The sequence below is a fragment of the Mammaliicoccus sp. N-M50 genome, assembly GCF_022386995.1.
In the GTDB taxonomy this organism is placed as follows: domain Bacteria; phylum Bacillota; class Bacilli; order Staphylococcales; family Staphylococcaceae; genus Mammaliicoccus; species Mammaliicoccus sciuri_A.
In genome coordinates, this window is the sequence record NZ_JAJNJA010000008.1 from 73,525 (window position 1) to 92,450 (window position 18,926).

The 18,926-nt window shown below is 34.4% G+C and carries 17 protein-coding genes; 3 read left to right on the forward strand and 14 right to left on the reverse strand.

Annotation, left to right across the window (positions count from 1 at the left end; genetic code table 11):
• Positions 1-132 precede the first annotated feature (132 nt).
• Positions 133-618: a GNAT family N-acetyltransferase gene (locus tag LQ622_RS12330; protein ID WP_159315978.1), complete on the reverse strand. Its 486-nt coding sequence runs from the start codon at positions 616-618 to the stop codon at positions 133-135.
• 112 nt (positions 619-730) lie between these two features.
• Entirely contained in the window at positions 731-1,060 is a 330-nt protein-coding gene (locus tag LQ622_RS12335) for a DUF4889 domain-containing protein (RefSeq protein WP_025907313.1), read from the reverse strand.
• 191 nt (positions 1,061-1,251) lie between these two features.
• On the opposite strand from LQ622_RS12335, the gene LQ622_RS12340 reads away from it, so the two are divergent.
• Entirely contained in the window at positions 1,252-2,142 is an 891-nt protein-coding gene (locus LQ622_RS12340; protein ID WP_037590178.1) for a fructose bisphosphate aldolase, read from the forward strand.
• 76 nt (positions 2,143-2,218) lie between these two features.
• Here the strand turns inward: LQ622_RS12340 and LQ622_RS12345 are convergent, their stop codons facing one another.
• Positions 2,219-3,670: a SulP family inorganic anion transporter gene (locus tag LQ622_RS12345; RefSeq protein ID WP_239762263.1), complete on the reverse strand. Its 1,452-nt coding sequence runs from the start codon at positions 3,668-3,670 to the stop codon at positions 2,219-2,221.
• A 94-nt stretch (positions 3,671-3,764) separates the two neighbouring features.
• Between LQ622_RS12345 and LQ622_RS12350 the strand changes: the two genes are divergently transcribed.
• Positions 3,765-4,307 carry a recombinase family protein gene (locus tag LQ622_RS12350; protein WP_239775302.1) on the forward strand — a complete coding sequence of 181 codons (543 nt, stop codon included), beginning with the start codon at positions 3,765-3,767 and terminating at the stop codon, positions 4,305-4,307.
• Positions 4,308-4,645: 338 nt separating this feature from the next.
• On the opposite strand, the gene betA is transcribed toward LQ622_RS12350, so the two are convergent.
• Together betA and betB are read right to left on the reverse strand one after the other, a co-directional pair.
• The gene (betA, locus tag LQ622_RS12355) at positions 4,646-6,328 is read right to left on the reverse strand and encodes a choline dehydrogenase (RefSeq protein WP_239775305.1); all 1,683 of its coding nucleotides are present in this window, start codon (positions 6,326-6,328) and stop codon (positions 4,646-4,648) included.
• 39 nt (positions 6,329-6,367) lie between these two features.
• Positions 6,368-7,858: a betaine-aldehyde dehydrogenase gene (gene betB, locus LQ622_RS12360; RefSeq protein ID WP_239775307.1), complete on the reverse strand. Its 1,491-nt coding sequence runs from the start codon at positions 7,856-7,858 to the stop codon at positions 6,368-6,370.
• 208 nt (positions 7,859-8,066) lie between these two features.
• Here betB and cudC point away from each other — a divergent pair, with 208 nt between their 5' ends.
• Positions 8,067-8,621: a choline uptake/conversion transcriptional regulator CudC gene (gene cudC, locus LQ622_RS12365; protein WP_037590187.1), complete on the forward strand. Its 555-nt coding sequence runs from the start codon at positions 8,067-8,069 to the stop codon at positions 8,619-8,621.
• Positions 8,622-9,088: 467 nt separating this feature from the next.
• Here the strand turns inward: cudC and cysC are convergent, their stop codons facing one another.
• From cysC to LQ622_RS12410, 9 genes are all read right to left on the reverse strand, one after another.
• Entirely contained in the window at positions 9,089-9,688 is a 600-nt protein-coding gene (cysC, locus tag LQ622_RS12370; RefSeq protein ID WP_037590188.1) for an adenylyl-sulfate kinase, read from the reverse strand.
• Positions 9,689-9,707: 19 nt separating this feature from the next.
• Entirely contained in the window at positions 9,708-10,886 is a 1,179-nt protein-coding gene (gene sat / locus LQ622_RS12375; protein ID WP_107577344.1) for a sulfate adenylyltransferase, read from the reverse strand.
• Between the two features lie 15 nt (positions 10,887-10,901).
• Entirely contained in the window at positions 10,902-11,810 is a 909-nt protein-coding gene (locus tag LQ622_RS12380) for a sulfite exporter TauE/SafE family protein (RefSeq protein ID WP_239775309.1), read from the reverse strand.
• Positions 11,811-11,831: 21 nt separating this feature from the next.
• On the reverse strand, positions 11,832-12,446 hold the full coding sequence (locus LQ622_RS12385) for an NAD(P)-binding protein (protein WP_239775311.1): 615 nt from the start codon (positions 12,444-12,446) through the stop codon (positions 11,832-11,834).
• A 25-nt stretch (positions 12,447-12,471) separates the two neighbouring features.
• On the reverse strand, positions 12,472-13,212 hold the full coding sequence (locus LQ622_RS12390; protein WP_239775313.1) for a sirohydrochlorin chelatase: 741 nt from the start codon (positions 13,210-13,212) through the stop codon (positions 12,472-12,474).
• Between the two features lie 18 nt (positions 13,213-13,230).
• Positions 13,231-13,998: a uroporphyrinogen-III C-methyltransferase gene (cobA, locus tag LQ622_RS12395; protein ID WP_107633859.1), complete on the reverse strand. Its 768-nt coding sequence runs from the start codon at positions 13,996-13,998 to the stop codon at positions 13,231-13,233.
• Positions 13,999-14,018: 20 nt separating this feature from the next.
• A complete protein-coding gene (gene cysI / locus LQ622_RS12400) occupies positions 14,019-15,722 on the reverse strand; it encodes an assimilatory sulfite reductase (NADPH) hemoprotein subunit (protein ID WP_371683279.1) in 1,704 nt (567 codons plus the stop codon).
• A gap of 14 nt (positions 15,723-15,736) precedes the next feature.
• Complete coding sequence (locus tag LQ622_RS12405; RefSeq protein WP_126477974.1) at positions 15,737-17,557, reverse strand: assimilatory sulfite reductase (NADPH) flavoprotein subunit; 1,821 nt, start codon at positions 17,555-17,557, stop codon at positions 15,737-15,739.
• Between the two features lie 102 nt (positions 17,558-17,659).
• Positions 17,660-18,391: a phosphoadenylyl-sulfate reductase gene (locus LQ622_RS12410; protein WP_126477973.1), complete on the reverse strand. Its 732-nt coding sequence runs from the start codon at positions 18,389-18,391 to the stop codon at positions 17,660-17,662.
• Between the last annotated feature and the right edge of the window lie 535 nt (positions 18,392-18,926).

The following is an 18,926-nucleotide window of genomic DNA, read 5'->3' on the forward strand; positions in this document are numbered from 1 at the left end:
AATTTTTGATTTGTTTAAAAATCTATTCTGAAAACCTAAATAAATTGAATAAGTAATTAATATTTCTAAAAAAATAAACGAGCAGATGACCAAACATCTGCCCGTTTCACGTAAAACACAATTCCATATGTATCATATTCTTTTCATCATTCTTACTTCTTTTAATTCTTTACTAACATCGCTTATTTCAGATTTACCATCTTTTTTAAAGCCATGTTTTTCATAAAATTTAATCGTAGGATGATTATCTTCAAAAACCCAAAGACTTAATTCATCATATTTATCCTTCATTTGTTTTTCCGCTTCTTGCATCAAACGTGTGCCTATTCCTTGGTGTTGATATGCTTCAAGTAAGTAAATGACCATAATTTCACCACATGTATCACTTGTATCTTCATCTTTGTCTTTACCATACATTAGAAATCCAATCACTTCCCCATCAACCTCTGCAACAATACATGGCGCATTAAATTTATGGTGTCTTTCAACATATGACGCTAACGTTAATTGATCCAAATAACTATCTGGAACAATTCCTCTATATGTCGTTAACCAAGACTCATAATGAACCTTAGCAATCGCTTCAACATCTGATTCTTGTTTATTTCTGATTAACATCACTTTAACCACCCACATTCTATAGAAGTTAAATGTAATTTTACTATATGTAACTATTAAATAAAATAGTAAAAGTCCGAGACATTAGCATTTGTCTCAGACTTTATATTTCTTACATTTCCATATCATGTATTTTCATCATTAAACCATGTGGTATGTCATCATGTTTGACGACTTCTTTTTTATAAAATGTTTTGCCGTTATCGTTTGAAATTAATTTTACAAAATCACCTTTTTTAGGTTTGAAATCACTTGTTGATTCGATTTTGATATTTTCCGTAACTTCATTATTTTTCTCACTGACTACTTTTTCTGCAGTTGTACTATTCTCCATATACCCGTAGTATGTACTTTTTTGCGTTGAAAATAATAATAAAGCTGCGACTGCTAAAGCTACAATAGCTAAGCCACCTATTAATAATATTGCTGATTTTTTATTCATTGAGAATCCTCCCTAATGTACATCATAATGCGTATAAGCTTTTTATGAAATAATCATGCGTCAATCTTCTTAAATTCGACATATTTATTGAGCATTTTCTCTCTTAAAAAAACCATTAAAAGTTGAATAACTTGCGATAAATGGTAAAAATCATCATACTATAAGTGAAAATATCTAAAGGAGTGGAAAAAATGAACCAAGAACAATTTGAAAAAATAAAAAATGGTAAAGGTTTTATAGCTGCACTAGATCAAAGTGGTGGTAGTACTCCAAAAGCTCTTAAAGATTATGGTATTGATGAAAATCAATACAGCAATGAAGATGAAATGTTTACACTTGTTCATGAAATGAGAACACGTATCGTAACATCTCCAGCCTTTACTTCTGAAAAAATATTAGGTGCAATTTTATTTGAACAAACAATGGACCGTGAAGTTGAAGGTCAATATACTTCTGACTACTTAGCTTCAAAAGGTATCGTTCCTTTCTTAAAAGTAGACAAAGGTTTAGCAGATGAAGAAAATGGCGTTCAGTTAATGAAAGTCATTCCTGGTTTAGATGAGTTATTACAACGTGCAAAAGAACGTAATGTATTTGGTACAAAAATGCGTTCAAATATTCTTGAAGCAAATCAAGAAGCTATTGCTAAAGTTGTAGAACAACAATTTGAAATTGGTAAACAAATTATCGAAGCAGGATTAGTTCCAATTATCGAACCAGAAGTGAACATTAATGCTAAAGATAAAGAAGAAATTGAAGATATCTTAAAAGAAGAAATCGCGAAAGAATTAGATAAATTAAACGACGATCAATACGTTATGTTGAAATTAACAATTCCAACAAAACCAAACCAATATAAATCATTAATCGAACACCCTAACGTTGTTCGTGTCGTTGCATTATCAGGCGGTTACTCAAGAGAAAAAGCAAATGAATTACTTAAAGAAAATGACGGACTTATCGCAAGTTTCTCACGTGCATTAGTAACTGACCTATTCGCTGGACAATCAGCAGAAGAATTTAATAGCGGATTACAAGACGCAGTAGATTCAATCTATGACGCATCAGTCAATAAAAATTAATAACATAAAAAAAGGCTTGGACAATTCATTAGTGTCCGAGCCTTTTTTGTATTGGGGTTAAATAAAGTTTCCAATCTTATGTTAAATGTGATTCATTGAGCTGACTTAATTCGGAAATAATTTTTCTGCTATCTGTATTTAATTGTTTAACAAATACTGTATTGTTTTTATCTTCGAATTTTTTTACCATTGAATCGATTGCATTGACTGCTGAGTCATCCCATAAATGAGCGTGTGTAAAGTCTAATTCAATCTGACTATTTTCAATAGAAAAGTCTAGCTGATTCATCATTGAATCTATTGAAACAAAGAATATTTGCCCGGTGAATGCATATTTATAAAAATGATTTTCTATTGTTTGATGAACATGAACATTTGATATTTTAGTAGCAAAGAATAAAGAACTAAATATAACACCGACAATAACGCCTATAGCTAAGTTATGTGTAAATAACACGATGATCACTGTCAAAATCATAACGACAGCATCTGTTCTTGGTGCTTGCTTAATGTACTTAAATGATTTCCAATCAAACGTACTAATAGATACCATAACCATAATACCCGCTAAAATTGGCATAGGAATTTGTACAACTACATCTCCTAATAATAGGATGAGAATGATTAAGAAGACACCCGCTGTAAATGTTGATAATCTACTTGTTGCACCTGATTTTACATTGATGACAGATTGACCAATCATGGCACAGCCACCCATTCCTCCAAATAGCCCAGTGATAATATTGGCAATACCTTGACCTCTAGATTCTTTATTTTTATTACTATGAGAATCTGTTGCTTCATCGACAATTTTAGCCGTTAATAAACTTTCTACTAATCCTACAATTGCCATTGATAAAGAATACGGCAAAATGATAGTTAATGTCTCTAAGTTAAAAGGAACTTGTGGTATTAAGAAATTCGGAAATGCTCTCGTTATCGTGCCTAAATCGCCAACTGTTCTTACATTAGAACCTGTTACCATATATAGCGTTGTTAATAAAATAATTGCGATAAGTGGTGCAGGAATGGCTTTGAAATATTTTGGTACAATATAAACAATGAGTAATGTAATAGCTATATAAATATATGTACTTATTGAAATACCGAATATATGCTCAAGTTGAGACATAAAAATCATAATCGCTAAGGCATTTACAAATCCAATCATGACTGACCTTGGTATAAACTTCATGAGTCTACCAATTTTGAGAATTCCTAATAATAACTGTATAATACCCATGAGTATCGTTGCTGCAAATAAATAATCGACACCATGTTCTCTTACTAAAGGTGTTACAATAAGCGCAACAGCTCCTGCAGCTCCAGATATCATAGCAGGTCTACCGCCTACTATTGAAGTTGTCGTAGCAATAATAAAAGCAGCGTACAATCCTACCATTGGATCTACACCTGCAATTATAGAAAATGCAATGGCTTCAGGAATAAGTGCTAGCGCTACAACAATACCAGCTAGTAAATTTTTCCCTGGATTAGAAAGCCATTCTTCTATATAAGATTTAAACATTATACATACTCCTATTTTATATATTTTCAATAGTGCTATTATAAACAAAAGAGTTTCATATGTATACATTTATGAAACTATTGAGGTGAAATTTATGAATTATGGCTATATTAGACCAATCGAATTATATGATACAGTCGCTGAACAACATTCAAAGTTAAGCAAATTTTCGTTAACAATTATTGAAGAATCTCATGCACAAACTGAAATCAGAAAAGAATTAAATACTTTATTTTATAGTAAATTACAAAGCGGGGATAAATTATACATAACTGATTTATGTATTCTTGCAGATACCTCATACCAATTAGAAGAACTCATTACAATTGCCCAGGAAATCAATGTGGACATTCATATTATTAATGCTCAAATAACAATTAGTCAGCATGAGCAAATGAATTTTAACAAATTTTTAAATCTACTTAATCAGTTTCAAAGCGATATGATTAAATTCAGAACTAAGTCTGGTATCGCCAAAGCCAAAACAGCAGGTAAGACTATCGGAAGACCAAAACGAAACGATCTTAATTTAAAAAATGCCATCGAGATGTACCATTCTAAGAAATATACTTTAGAAGAAATCAAAGAAGCGACCAACATTAGTAGAGCAACATTATATAGACACTTAAATAAATAACAATTAGGGACAGAATTCGGAGTAATGTCCCTTAGACATGCTGTTAGAGACACAATTCAGAATAATGTCCCTTAGACATGCTGTTAGGGACACAATTTGGAATAATGTCCCTTAGAAACCCATCTCTTATTACCACTATTCCGAATTATGGCAGTTAGAGCTTTCTTATTACCACTATTCCGAATTATGGTAGTTAGCGACTTCTTATTACCACTTTTCAGAATTATGGTAGTTAGCGCGTTCTTATTACCACTTTTCAGAATTATGGTAGTTAGCGCATCCCCATATAACAACTAAAGGCTGAGACAATTTCTGTCTCAGCCTTCTTATTTTTCCTATTATTTCACAACGCCTGCGTCTTTAGGGTGGACGCCATGTTTATAGTAATCTATTTCTTCTGGTTCTAATGGTTTTTTACCACGAATGATGTCTGCTGCTTTTTCTGCTAGCATCAATACTGGTGCATGGATATTACCGTTTGTTGTACGTGGAATTGCTGATGCATCGACTACTCTCAAGTTCTCCATACCGTGTACTTTCATTGTTAATGGGTCAACTACAGCCATTGGATCTGATGCTGGTCCCATTTTTGCACTACATGATGGGTGAAGTGCTGTTTCTGCATCTTTTTTAACCCACTCTAAAATTTCTTCATCTGTTTGTACTGAAGGTCCTGGAGATATTTCTCCATCGTTATATGGTGCTAGAGCTGGTTGTTTCAAGATGTTTCTTGCAACTCTAATTGCTTCTACCCATTCTTGTTCGTCTTCTTTTGTAGATAAATAATTAAAGACAAATTTAGGTTTTTCAAATGGATCTTTAGATTTAATCTTCAAGCTACCTCTAGAGTTAGAATACATTGGTCCGATATGTACTTGGAAACCATGTTTCGTATCTGCTTTTTGTCCATCATAACGTACTGCTAATGGTAAGAAGTGGAACATTAAGTTTGGATAATCAACTTTATCATTAGATCTTACAAATCCTCCACCTTCAAAGTGGTTACTTGCTGCTGGCCCTTTTCTACCGAAGATCCATTGTAATCCGATAAAAGGCATTCTAAATTTATTTAAACTTGGTTGCTCAGATACTGGTTTAGAAGATGCATGTTGTACATATACTTCTAAGTGGTCTTCGAAGTTTTCACCTACACCTGGCAAGTGTACACGTGTCTCTATACCTAATGAATTTAAATGTTCAGAGTCACCAATTCCAGAAAGTTGAAGTAATTGTGGCGTATTGAACGCACCGCCTGATAGAATAACTTCTCCTGCAGCAACTGTATGTGTCTTACCATTTTTCTTGAATGTTACACCAGTTGCTCGTCTACCTTCATAATTGATTTCTGTAACAAAAGCTCTTGTTTGAACAGTTAAATTCTTACGTTTCATAGCTGGTCTTAAATAAGCAATTGATGCTGAAACACGTCGACCATTATGAATTTGGCTATCAAATGGACCAAATCCTTCTTGTCTAAAACCATTTACATCAGGTGTCTTATTGTATCCAGCTTGAACGCCCGCTTCAAAGAAAGCTTGGAATAATGGGTTTGTTGCTGGTCCTCTTCTTAATTTAATCGGACCATTGTGACCACGATATTGATCTGATTTATCTGCTCCAAAAGTTTTTTCTAATCGCTTAAAGTATGGTAAACAATTCGCAAACTTCCATGTTTCCATGCCTTCAGGTTCTCCCCAACCTTCATAGTCCATTGGGTTTCCTCGTTGATAAATCATACCATTGATTGAACTTGAACCACCAAGTACTTTACCTCTTGTATGTGCTACTTTTCTACCGCCCATATGAGGTTCGCCATCTGTTTCATATTTCCAGTCATAGAAACGATTACCCGATGGATACATAAGTGCTGCTGGCATTTGAATTAATAAATCCCATGGATAGTCACTTCTACCCGCTTCTAATACTAATACGGTCTTATCTTTATCTTCACTTAAACGATTACCTAATACAGATCCGGCACTTCCGCCTCCAATAATTATATAATCATAAGATTGCTTCATCTCAAAATCCTCCTATATACTCGTTCTTCTTTGTTGTATTTATTTACTAAACCAATTCACTGGCTCAGATTGAATATTTGTATAAATATGTTTAGAAATTAAATATTCTTCTAAACCTTCTTTACCTAACTCTCTACCAATACCAGATTGTTTATATCCACCCCATGGTGCTTGTGCAAAATATGGATGGAAGTCATTAATCCAAACCGTACCCATTTTCAATTTATTAGCCACACGATTTGCTTTAGCGATATCTTGTGTAAATACGCCGCCTGCGAGTCCATAAATAGAATCATTCGCTAATTCAATCGCTTCTTGTTCATTAGAGAATCCTTCAATTGTTACGACAGGTCCAAATACTTCTTCTTGTACAATTCTCATAGATGTATCACAGTTTGTAATGACAGTTGGTTCAAAGAAGAAACCGTCTTGTAGGTCTGCTCTGTCTGGTCGTTTACCACCTGCAGCAATTGTCGTACCTTCTTCTTTCGCAACTTCTATATATTTTTCAACTTTATCGCGATGTTCTCCAGAAATTAATGGTCCCATCTCAGTTGTTTCATCAAAACCATTACCGATTTTAATTTTATTAACACGTTCAACTAAAGCTTTTTCAAATTTATCTTTAATATCGTTATGGACGATAATTCGTGATCCAGCTGAACAAACTTGACCGGCATGGAAATAGCCACCATTTAATGCTTGATCAATCGCTAAATCAAAATCTGCATCATCGAAAATAATATTCGGATTCTTTCCACCTAGTTCTAATGCAATATTCGTTACATTGTCTGCTGCACGTTTCATAATATGCTTACCTGTTTGAATACCACCTGTAAATGAAACGAGATCGACTTCTTTATGAGATGCTAATACTTCACCAACTTCAGAACCTTTACCTAGTACAAGATTGATGACACCGTTAGGAAATCCAACTTGTTCCATTAATTCAAATACACGAATTGTAGTTAATGGCGTAATTTCACTTGGTTTCATAACTAACGAACAACCTGTTACAAGAGCAGGTGCTATTTTCCATGAAGCTTGAAGTAACGGATAATTCCACGGCGTAATTTGCGTTACAACGCCTACAGGTTCTTTTACTAATTTACTTTCTGAATGAGGTATAGGGGAATCAATAATTTCACCACCATCATGTCCTGCTAAACCTGCAAAATACATAAATACATTATGAATATCATCCATATCTGCATATGATTCTTCTAATGTCTTACCAGTATCTAATGTTTCAAGTTCCGCTAGTTCTTCTTTATGTTCTTTAATTAAATCTGCAATTTCTCTAACTTTACGACTTCTATTTTCAATCGTCTCACCTGACCATTCACCAGCTTCAAATGACTGTCTAGCTGCTAAAATTGCTTTTTCAGCATCTTCTTCTGTACCTTCTGCTACTGAAATCACAACTTCTTGATTATATGGATTCACAATGTCGCGAGTCGCTTTATTAGAAGCTTCTACCCACTCACCATTTATAAATTGACGTCTAGATAAATGCTCTATATATCCCATTCAAAATACCTCCGTTAACTTTGTTAAATTTTTATTTAACGAACTTTACAGATTTTATGTTAGCATAGAATTATGAAAGGCGTCAAATTTCCAAAGTCCATTTATGATTTGTTTTTAATAGGTATTTCAAATAGACAAGTAATGGAAAAGCAACTACAATGTAAAAGGATTCATGGTACAATTAAGGTAACTATTGGAGGTGTATGTAGTGGTACGTTCAGATAACTACAAAAAACAACTAGACCAAGCTAAAGACATCGTGATTAACGGTATTGGAGAAACGATGGATTTATATGGTATTAATCGAAGTGTTGGAAATTTATACGGGACGATGGTATTTGAAGGTAGTATGACACTAGATGAAATGCGTGAGCAACTTCAAATGAGCAAACCAAGCATGAGTGCTGGTGTTAAGAAACTACAAGAATTTGATATCGTCAAACAACAATTTACAAGAGGAAGTAGAAAACAACATTTCATCGCTGAAAAAGACTTCTTTATCTTCTTCAATAACTTTTTCTCAAGAAAATGGGATCGAGAAATTTCTATTAATATGGATTCTGTTAAAGACGCAGAAATCTTGCTACAAAAAATCATAGACGCAGATGATGTCGATGAAGAAACTAAAGAAGAAGCAATCGCCATTCATACACAATTAGAAGAATCAAAAGTATATTATGAATGGTTAGCAAATATCAGTAATGCTATTAAAACTGGAGAGATATATAAATATTTCCCAATACCAAGTCAAGAAGACAAATAAGTAAAAGCGCGAGGTAGCAATGCATACCCCGCGCTTTTGTTATTTTTAGTTGGTATCAGTATTTGCACTTTTGACCAGAACTGCTAATAACGGTATCAGTATTTGCACCTTTGACCAAAACTGCTAATAACGGGACCAGTATTTGCACCTTTGGACAGAACTGCTAATAACGGTATCAGTATTTGCACCTTTGACCAGAACTGCTAATAACGGTATCAGTATTTGCACCTTTGGCCAGAACTGCTAATAACGACTGCTTTATTTACAAAACTCGTAAAAATTGTAAATACTGACGCTCTTATGAACACTTCTCACCAAACTTGTTCGTAACGACAGCCTTATGAACACTTCTCACCAAACTTGTTCATAACGACACCCTTATGAACACTTCTTGCTAAACTTGTTCATAAGCACTCCACCACAAATCAAAAAGCTCACAACACTAGCTAGCGTTGTGAGCTTCTTCTTTATAAATATTGATTTTCTTTTAAGTATGCAACGATTTTCTCTACAGATTCTTCTACACTTTCGTTTTCTGTATCGATGACTATTTCAGGGTTTGATGGTTCTTCATATGGTGCATTAATGCCAGTGAATTCTTTAATTTCACCGCTTCTTGCTTTCTTATACAGTCCTTTTGGATCTCTTGATTCACACTCATCTAAACTACATTTAGTGAAGACTTCGATGAATTCACCGTCTTCAAGTATTTCTCTAACTGTATTACGGTCTTCTTCATATGGTGAGATGAATGCTGTCATTGTGACAACACCAGCATCTACCATTAATTTACCGACTTCACCGATACGACGGATATTTTCTTTTCGATCTTCTGGACTGAATCCAAGGTTTTGGTTTAATCCGTGACGAATGTTATCTCCATCTAAACGATATGAAGTGATATTTTGTTCAAATAATGCTTTTTCTAATGCTACAGATATTGTTGATTTACCTGATCCTGATAAACCAGTAAACCAAATTACAACACTTTTATGACCGTTACGTTCTTGTCTTTGTGCTTTTGTTACTTCAGAATCATGCCATGTAATATTTGTTGACGCGCTCATTATTCCACTCCTAAAGAAATTAATTTTGTCTTAAACCTTTAATTAATACGTCTGCTACTTCTGGTCTTGAGAATTCTTTTGGTAATTGTTCACCGTTACGAAGTTTCTCTCTCACTTTTGTTCCACTTAAATGAACATGATTTGATTTATCATGAGGACATGTCTTAGCTGTTGTCATGTTGTCACAAACTGTACAGAAGAATGCATGTTCAAATTTAAAGATTTGAATGCCAATTTCATCTTCATATTGTGAAATTAATTCTTGTGCGTCATATGTACCATAGTAATCACCTACACCTGCATGGTCACGACCGACGATAAAGTGTGTACAGCCATAATTCTTACGTACTAATGCATGTAAAATGGCTTCACGTGGGCCAGCATACCTCATTGCTGCTGGATAAATCACAAGACGTGTTCTTTCTTCTGGGTAATAATGTTTCAAGATAACTTGATAACTTTCCATTCTTATTTCAGCTGAAATATCATCAGACTTCGTTTCACCAACTAAAGGATTTAATAATAATCCATCAACTGATTCAAGTGCTATTTTTTGAATATATTCATGCGCACGATGAACTGGGTTTCTCGTTTGGAAACCTACAACTGTTTTCCATCCTAATTCTTTAAATAATTCACGTGTTTCACTTGGGTCTAAATGGAAATCACTAAATTCATCATGTTTTGGTCGATCAACTAATTGAATTGGACCAGCTAAATAAACATTACCTTTTTCATATACACGTTTCACACCTGGGTGATCCACATCTGTTGTGCCGTATACATTTTGAGCTTCTTTAGCTTTATCATACGTATATTTCTCTTCAAGCTTTAACACACCATATAAATGATTGTCTTCACCATATAAAGCGATGTCTGAACCTATTTCATAGTTGTTTGCTTCTTCTTCAGTAACCGGTAATGTAATTGGAATACTCCATACAAGTCCGTTTTCTAGACGTAGATTTTCAACGACACTGATATAATCTTTCTCACCTAAAAATCCTGTCAGTGGACTGAAACCACCAATTGCAATTAATTCTAAATCTGATAGACTCCAAGGATTTAATGTTAATTTAGGGTATGATTGTGCCGCTTCAATAAGTTCTGCTCTTTCTTGACCTGTTACTTGGCGATTAATTAATTCTCCACCATGAGCTTCGATTGTTTCTTTAGTCTTTTGAGTTGCTGATACCATCAATATTCACTCCTATTAATTAATTTGATCTACTTCTTTTGATTTTTGATTTTGAATATTAAAAGGAAATTTATTATGTTGGTAAAGTGTGAATAGTACTAGACCTAACCAAGCAAGGATAATAACACCTTTTATAATATTGACTGTTGCTTCACTGCTAATTAAAGTACCTAATAACACGCTACTATTTGTAAATATGATTAGACCACCGACAAGTACCGCTAAAACATACACTGGTAAAGTCTTCACTAACCATGCTGAGAACGGTGCTGCTACGACGCCACCAAATGCTAACGCAACGACAAGTAAAATGTTAATTTGACTCCAACCTAAGAAGATAATAAATCCTAATGAAGTCGAGATTGTCACAAAGAACTCACTCGCTGAAACTGTTCCGATAACATATCTTGGTTCAATTTTATTTCTTGATAGTAATAATGGCGTGTTGACTGGACCCCAGCCACCACCACCAATTGCATCTAAGAATCCTGCAATTGCACCTTGTGGAACAAGTAATAAAGCTGAAAATCTGCCGTTTTTCACTTGCTGGTTTTGCTGTTTTTTAAATACAAATTGATAAATAATATAAATCCCCATTGATAATAAGAATAAGGCGATGAATGGTTTAATAAAATCACTGTGCAAGTTACTCAATACACCCGCACCGATAAATCCAGTTATCGCGCCTGGTAAAGCAAGCTTTAAAATGATGGACTTATCAACATTTTTAAACTTTAAATGTGAAAGTCCTGATGCTGCTGTTGTGGCCACTTCTGAAAAATGAATGGTTGCAGATGCGATTGCTGGTGCCACTCCAAAAGTTAATAGTAATGATGAAGAGGTTGCACCAAATCCCATCCCAAGAGAACCGTCTATAAGTTGTGCTAAAAAACCTACTAATGCAAATATCGTTAACTTTCGCATACGCTACTCCTCTCTGGCTTTCTATTTAAGTTGTCGTTTCAACCAATTGATGAATTTATTTTGCTCAATCGTATCGAAATATTGATGAGACAAAATGTTCTCTAATAATTGGTTTTTTTCTGTTTGATCTATTTCTAGTGATTTAATGATTGTGCGACATTCATATAAAAAATCTACATATTCTGTATAATCCACTGAATATTGTTGTTCTAAATCTTTCAAAATATTACGCACTAACTTTGGGCTTGCACCATTTGATGTGACGCTTATCTGCAACTTACCTCTATTTAATGTCCCAGGAAATATCACATTGCCATCTTGTGCATCACCGACCATGTTGATTAGACAATGTTTAGGGGCATTATCTTTAATGACATCGGTTATTTCTGGTGAGTTCGTGGCATTTATAATAAAATCAACATATTCTATATCAGATATTTCAAAGTCCTTTTTGTGCCATTTCAATTTCCTTTCAATTTCATACTGCTTTAACTTGTCAGTAAGTTCTGGTGAAATAACATGAATCAACGCTTCACTATTTATCAGTGTGTTCACTCTGCGTTCAGCAATTTTACCGCCACCAATAACTTTGACGATTTTATCTTGTAAATCTAAATTGATTGGAATGTATGCCACAATAAATCATCCTTTAATCTGATATTTAAACTGTTTGAGTCGTTAGTGTTTCTAACACGCGATCTTTCAATGCTTCTTGTATGGATGGATGATGACCTAAATGTTCGCATACGATGATGTCGCTTTTCGTATTATGCTCCGCTGCTGTTTGCTCTATATGACGCTCCAAGACACCTGTAAACCAAAGATATGGCGCAATGAATACTTGTGAATATTCTTCATGTAATGCATCTTGCAAAGCTTCTTCAAAAGATGGCTCACAGGCAGCTAAGTAACACACTTCAACATTTTTAAATCCTGTCGTTTCGTATAAGGATTGACCTATAGCTGTAATATCTATCTTCGTTTGCGGATTATAACTGCCTCTTCCAACAACAAGTAATTTAGCATCTTCTCGAATCGCAACTTTCGTTTCTTCAATACGTTCTTTAAGAATGGCTGTTAATCTTGGTTGAACACCTAAAGGCTCTCCATAAGTAAATGTTACTTCTGGATATTGTGTCTTAATTTCATCTATCTCTTTCGGTATATCTTTAAAATAGTGACCTGCACTTAGTAACAATACGGGTATAACGGATATCTCGGTTGCACCTTTCGCTATAAGCTTTTCAACGCCTTGCTGAATATCTGGTTGTGCTAATTCTAAGAAACAAATTTCTTGTAACGGTATATCAATAGACTGTTTCACTGATTCAATAAAAGAAATTGCCTCATCTGTCGCTTCTTTAATTCTGCTACCGTGACTGACATATAACACGCCTATCATTGTATCCCTCCAGTATTATTAAATAAGTTGTGGAACGTTCTGTTCTGATGCCACTTCTTCAAACCAGCTCATGCGTTCTCTCAGTTTGACGACTTCTCCAATAACAATCATTGCAGGGTTTGTAATTTGATGTGATTTCTCTACGATGTCTTCTAAAGTCCCTGTCACTGTGACTTGTTTTTGTGAAGTTCCACAATGAATTAATGCTACTGGTGTTTGAATATCTTTACCGTGTTTCACTAATAATTTTTGAATGTCAGGTAACTTCTTTACACCCATATAAATACAAAGTGTTTCTGGTCCTAGTGCTAAGTGTTTCCAATATTCATCTTCATCAACACTGTCTTTCATAACACCTGTTATAAAGGCAACAGATGAACTATAATCTCTATGTGTCACTGGAATACCAGCATAAGCTGGTGCCGCAACACCAGCAGTAATACCTGGAACCACTTCGAACGGAATATCATAGTTCTTTAATGTTTCTGCTTCCTCGCCACCACGACCAAAGATAAATGGATCGCCACCTTTAAGTCTTGTTACGGTGTAACCTTCTAGAGAAAGTTTTACGAGCAATTCATTAATTTCATCTTGAGTTAAAGAATGCTTATTCGGACTTTTACCGCAATAAATCATTCTTGTGTCTTCAGTTGCATAATCTAATAATGCTTTATTGACGAGTCGGTCATATAATATGACATTAGACTGTTTAATGGCTTTAATACCTTTAACCGTTATTAAATCTGGATCGCCCGGTCCAGCACCAACCAAGAATACTTTCCCCATTCTTACACCCCATTTTCTGATTAACTATGGAAGTCTTGCCCTGATTGCACTTCTTTAATTATGCCTTTACGGATAACAAAGTCTCCAAAGTGTTCTCCATCATTTTTTTCTTTACCGTATTGAATCAGAATTGGTTTTAAGCTTTCTAAAATCTCATCTTCACCAATATTTTCTTTAAATAATTTATTTAAACGATTTCCAGTGAATCCGCCGCCAAGATACATATTATATTTACCTGGCGCTTTACCGATGAATGCAATTTCAGCTAATGCTGGTCTTGCACATCCATTTGGACAACCTGTCATTCGAATCGTAATTTCTTCTTCATTTAAACCTGCTTCATCTAAAAGTCCTTCAATTTTATTGATCAGTGTTGGAAGGTAACGTTCTGATTCAGCCATTGCTAAACCACACGTTGGAAATGCTACACATGCCATTGAATTTCTTCTAAGTCCTGTATAATGTTCACCATCTGTTATGCCATATTGATCAATAATTTTTTGAATTTGTTGTTTTTTACTTTTGGCAACATTGGCAATAATTAAGTTCTGGTTAGGCGTTAAACGGAAGTCACCTGTATGAATTTCAGCTATTTCTCTAAGAGCTGTCTTCAATTTGTAATCAGAAGTATCTTTGACACGTCCATTTTGAATAAATAATGTAAAGTGCCATTTTCCGCTTCCTTCAGTCCAACCGTATCGGTCACCATTATGTTTAAATTCAAATGGTTTCGCCTCTTCAATTTCCCAACCTAAACGTTTATTCAATTCTTCACGAATAAAATCAACACCAACACGATCAACAGTATATTTAAATCGTGCATTCTTTCTGTTTTCTCTATTACCATAATCACGTTGGATAGTTAAAATCTTCTCACAAACATCTACCGCTTCTTCTTTAGGGAAGTACCCTAATAGACGTCCTACTTGAGGGTATGTCTTCGTATCACCGTGTGTCATACCCATACCGCCACCGACTGTCACATTAAATCCGACTAATTGATCATCTTCAATAACTGCAATCAATCCGATATCTTGTGAATAAACATCAATATCATTTGATGGTGGTACAGCGATACCTATTTTGAATTTTCTTGGCAAATATGTCTTACCGTACATTGGTTCAACTTCTTCTTTTGTATCGACTATTTTTTCATCGTCTAACCAAATCTCATGATACGCACCAGTTTGAGGTGATAAGTGATCACTTATTTTTGTAGCAAGTGTATCTACTTCTTTGTGCACGCCTGATTGATATGGATTTGGATTACACATGACATTTCTGTTAACGTCACCACATGCTGCTAATGAATCCATGACAGCATGGTGGATACTTTGCATTGAACTTTTTAAGTTTCTTTTTAAGATGCCGTGGAATTGAAATGCTTGTCTTGTTGTCAATTTGATTGTGTTGTTAGCGTATTCTGTTGAAATATCATCCATCGCAATCCATTGATCAGCAGTAGCCGTACCACCTGGAACTCTTACTCTAATCATGAAACTATATGCTGGTTCTAATTTTTGTTTACGACGTTCATCACGAATATCCCTATCATCTTGCATATAGCTACCGTGGAATTTAAGTAATTTAGTATCGTCTTCAGCTATTGCACCAGTTATTTCATCTGCTAAACCTTCTTTAATTGTTCCTCTTAAATAATTACTTCTATTCTTAATGTGTTCCATTTCATCTAATTTGTCGGATAAATTAGTTTGAGTGCTCACAATATTGCCCCCTCTTAATAAATATCTCTTTGATATCTTCTCTCTTTTTTCAATTCAGTTAAAAATGCTTCTGCTTCTTCTTCGTTATAATGCCCTTCTTTTTGAATGACATTTAAAATGGATTGATGCACATCTTTAGCCATATGTTTTTCGTCTCCACATACATAGATAGCTGCACCTTCTTGAATCCATTGATAAAATTCTTTACTGTTTTCTTCAATTCTGTGTTGTACATATACTTTTTCTTCTGAATCTCTCGAGAAGGCGACACTTAATTTATCAAGCACGCCATCTTTCAACCAACCTTGCCATTCTGTTTGGTATAAAAAGTCTGTCGTAAAGTGTTGTTCGCCGAAGAATAACCAAGCTTTATTAGTAAGCTCTAATTCTTCTTTTTCTTGAATATATGATCTAAATGGTGCAACACCTGTACCTGGACCAATCATAATAACTGGCGTTTCACTTGTTTTAGGGAACTTAAAGTTCGGATTCTTCTTCAAGTAAATTGGTACTGTATCACCAGGTTGTAGTCGTTCTGCAAATTGTACTGAGCAAACACCTTTTCTATCTCTATCATGAGAATGGTAACGAACTGCTCCAATCGTTAAATGTACTTCATCAGGTGCTGCTTGATGGCTACTTGCGATTGAATATTCACGAGCTGGCAATTTTCTCAATATTTGATGTAAAGCATCTGGTTGTAAATCTTCAGGTGGAAAATCGTTTAATAAGTCTATAAAATCACGACCTTCAACGTAACCATATATCCATCGATCTTTTTTAACTTTTTCAGATAACACGCCATTACCAAAGATATTCGCAGCTTTAGTGACGATTGGTTTAGTTAATTTAGTAATTTCGAAATGATTAGTTAATGCATCACGTAAAGTTAACGTATCTCCTGAATCATTAATTGGTACGATTTCTTCAGGATCCCAAACGAGTGTTTCAATTAACTCTGATACAATTTCAGGATCATTTTTCGGGAATATGCCGATACAATCACCTGGTTCAAATGAATCATTGAAACCTTCTAAAGAAAGTTCGATATGTCTAACTTCTTTATTTGAACCTCTACCGTTCAAGTTAATATTTTCTAAAATTTCTGCTTCGTATGGATTCGAGCGTGAATACGTTTGAGTAGCTGATAAATCTTCAGCTTCTAATTTAACGGGTTCTTCTGCTGTTTGACCTGATACTTGGCCAATTGAATTTAAAATGTCTTCCATCCATTTTTCAGCAGGTTCATCAAAGTCTAAATCACAATCTACTCTTGGATGTATTCTCTCTGCACCTAACTCTTCTAATCTCTTATCAAAATCTTTACCAGTCTGACAGAAGAATTCATACGATTCATCTCCAAGTGCTAGCACTGAGAATCTTACATCATTCAACTTAGGTGCCTTACGACTATGTAAAAACTCATGGAACGTAATTGCGTTATCTGGTGGATCTCCTTCTCCATGAGTCGCTGTGATAATAAATAAGTCTTCTACTTTCTTTAAATCTTTTGTCTTAAAATCTTCCATACATGCAAGATTGACATTGAATGATTTTTCTTTTAATTTACTTTCTAACGTTTCAGCTAAACCTTGAGCATTACCAGTTTCAGAACCAAACAATACCGTAATATCTCTTTTCTTAAACTTAGGTTCACTGCTCACTGCCGTAGATTGCTCAACTACAGGCGCACTTGCTTGACCACCTTGTACGACTGACGCCGATAAGTAACCACTCAACCAAATCTTTTGTTCATTTGTAAGTGTTGCAAATACTTGATTTAACTTTTCTGACTGCTCTTGATTAAAAGGGCTATTTGTTACTGATAATTCCAAAGATGTCACCTCATCCTGTCCAATTATTTAAGTTTTAAATACTATTCTTATGGGAATAGTCTGATTTATGCTAAAAAAAGATTAATAAATCTCTTAATTAGATTACTTAGGTTTATTATTTACTGTATGCAAACCACATTCAGTTTTGTTGAAATTCGTCCATCTTCCTTCACGTGAATCACCTGAAGAAGATACTTGAGCTGTACACGGAATACATCCAATACTTGGATAATTAAAGTCATGAAGTTCATTGTAGGTTAAATCGTGGTGTTCGATATATGCCCATACATCGTCCCAAGTCCAATAAATTAAAGGACAAACTTTTATAGATTTAAATCTTTCATCTTTATTAATAAAATCGGTATTTTGTCTACTTGGAGATTGTTCTCTTCTTAATCCTGAGACCCAAGCAGTAGCGCCCGATAATACTTCTTCTAACGGTTTAATCTTTCTGATATAACAACATTGATTCGGGTCACTTGTCCATAGTGCCGGTTCATATTGATCTGCTTGTTGCTCTAGCGTTAAATCTGGCTTTTTAAGTTCAATATTTAATGTTGGATATCTTTCTTTCACACGGTCAATCAAATCGTATGTTTCTTGAAAATGTAAGTCAGTATCTAAGAAAACAATTTTGGCATCTGGTTTAACTTTTGATATTAAATCTATCAAAATCATACCCTCTGCCCCAAAACTACATGAATATACGATAGAATCTCCATAATGTTCATACGCCCATTTAATTATTTGATATGCACCTTTAGTTTCATCGTCAATATCAATATCTTTAAAAGGATCAGTGTCAAAACGTTCATATGTTAACACTTCGGCCATGATATATAACGTCCTCCTTATGCTTATTTCTACAAGCTTTTTAAGTTTAAAATCAATGTTTTTAACAGAATTTATTTTAAACAGATAAGTTTACTAAGAAATAATAAATTATGATGATTAGCATACCCGATACAGCATATGATGTCAACTGTTCTTTTTAAATTTTCAGTCAATTTAATGAAGAAATTATTCACTCAAAATGATAGTTGTTGCGAACACTTCAGTGTTAGTTTGTTTTAACTGAGGAGCTTAGTTACAAAACTTCTCAGAATTGTTACTAACGGCACCCTTATTTACAAAACTCCTTGGATTTGTTACTAACGGCCTCCTTAGTTACAAAACTTCTTAGAATTGTTACTAACGGCGCCCTTATTTACAAAACTTCCTGGAATTGTTACTAACGGCACCCTTATTTACAAAACTCCTTGAAATTGTTACTAACGGCACCCTTATTTACAAAACTCCTTGGATTTGTTACTAACGGCACCCTTATTTACAAAACTCCCTGAATTTGTTACTAACGGCACCCTTAGTT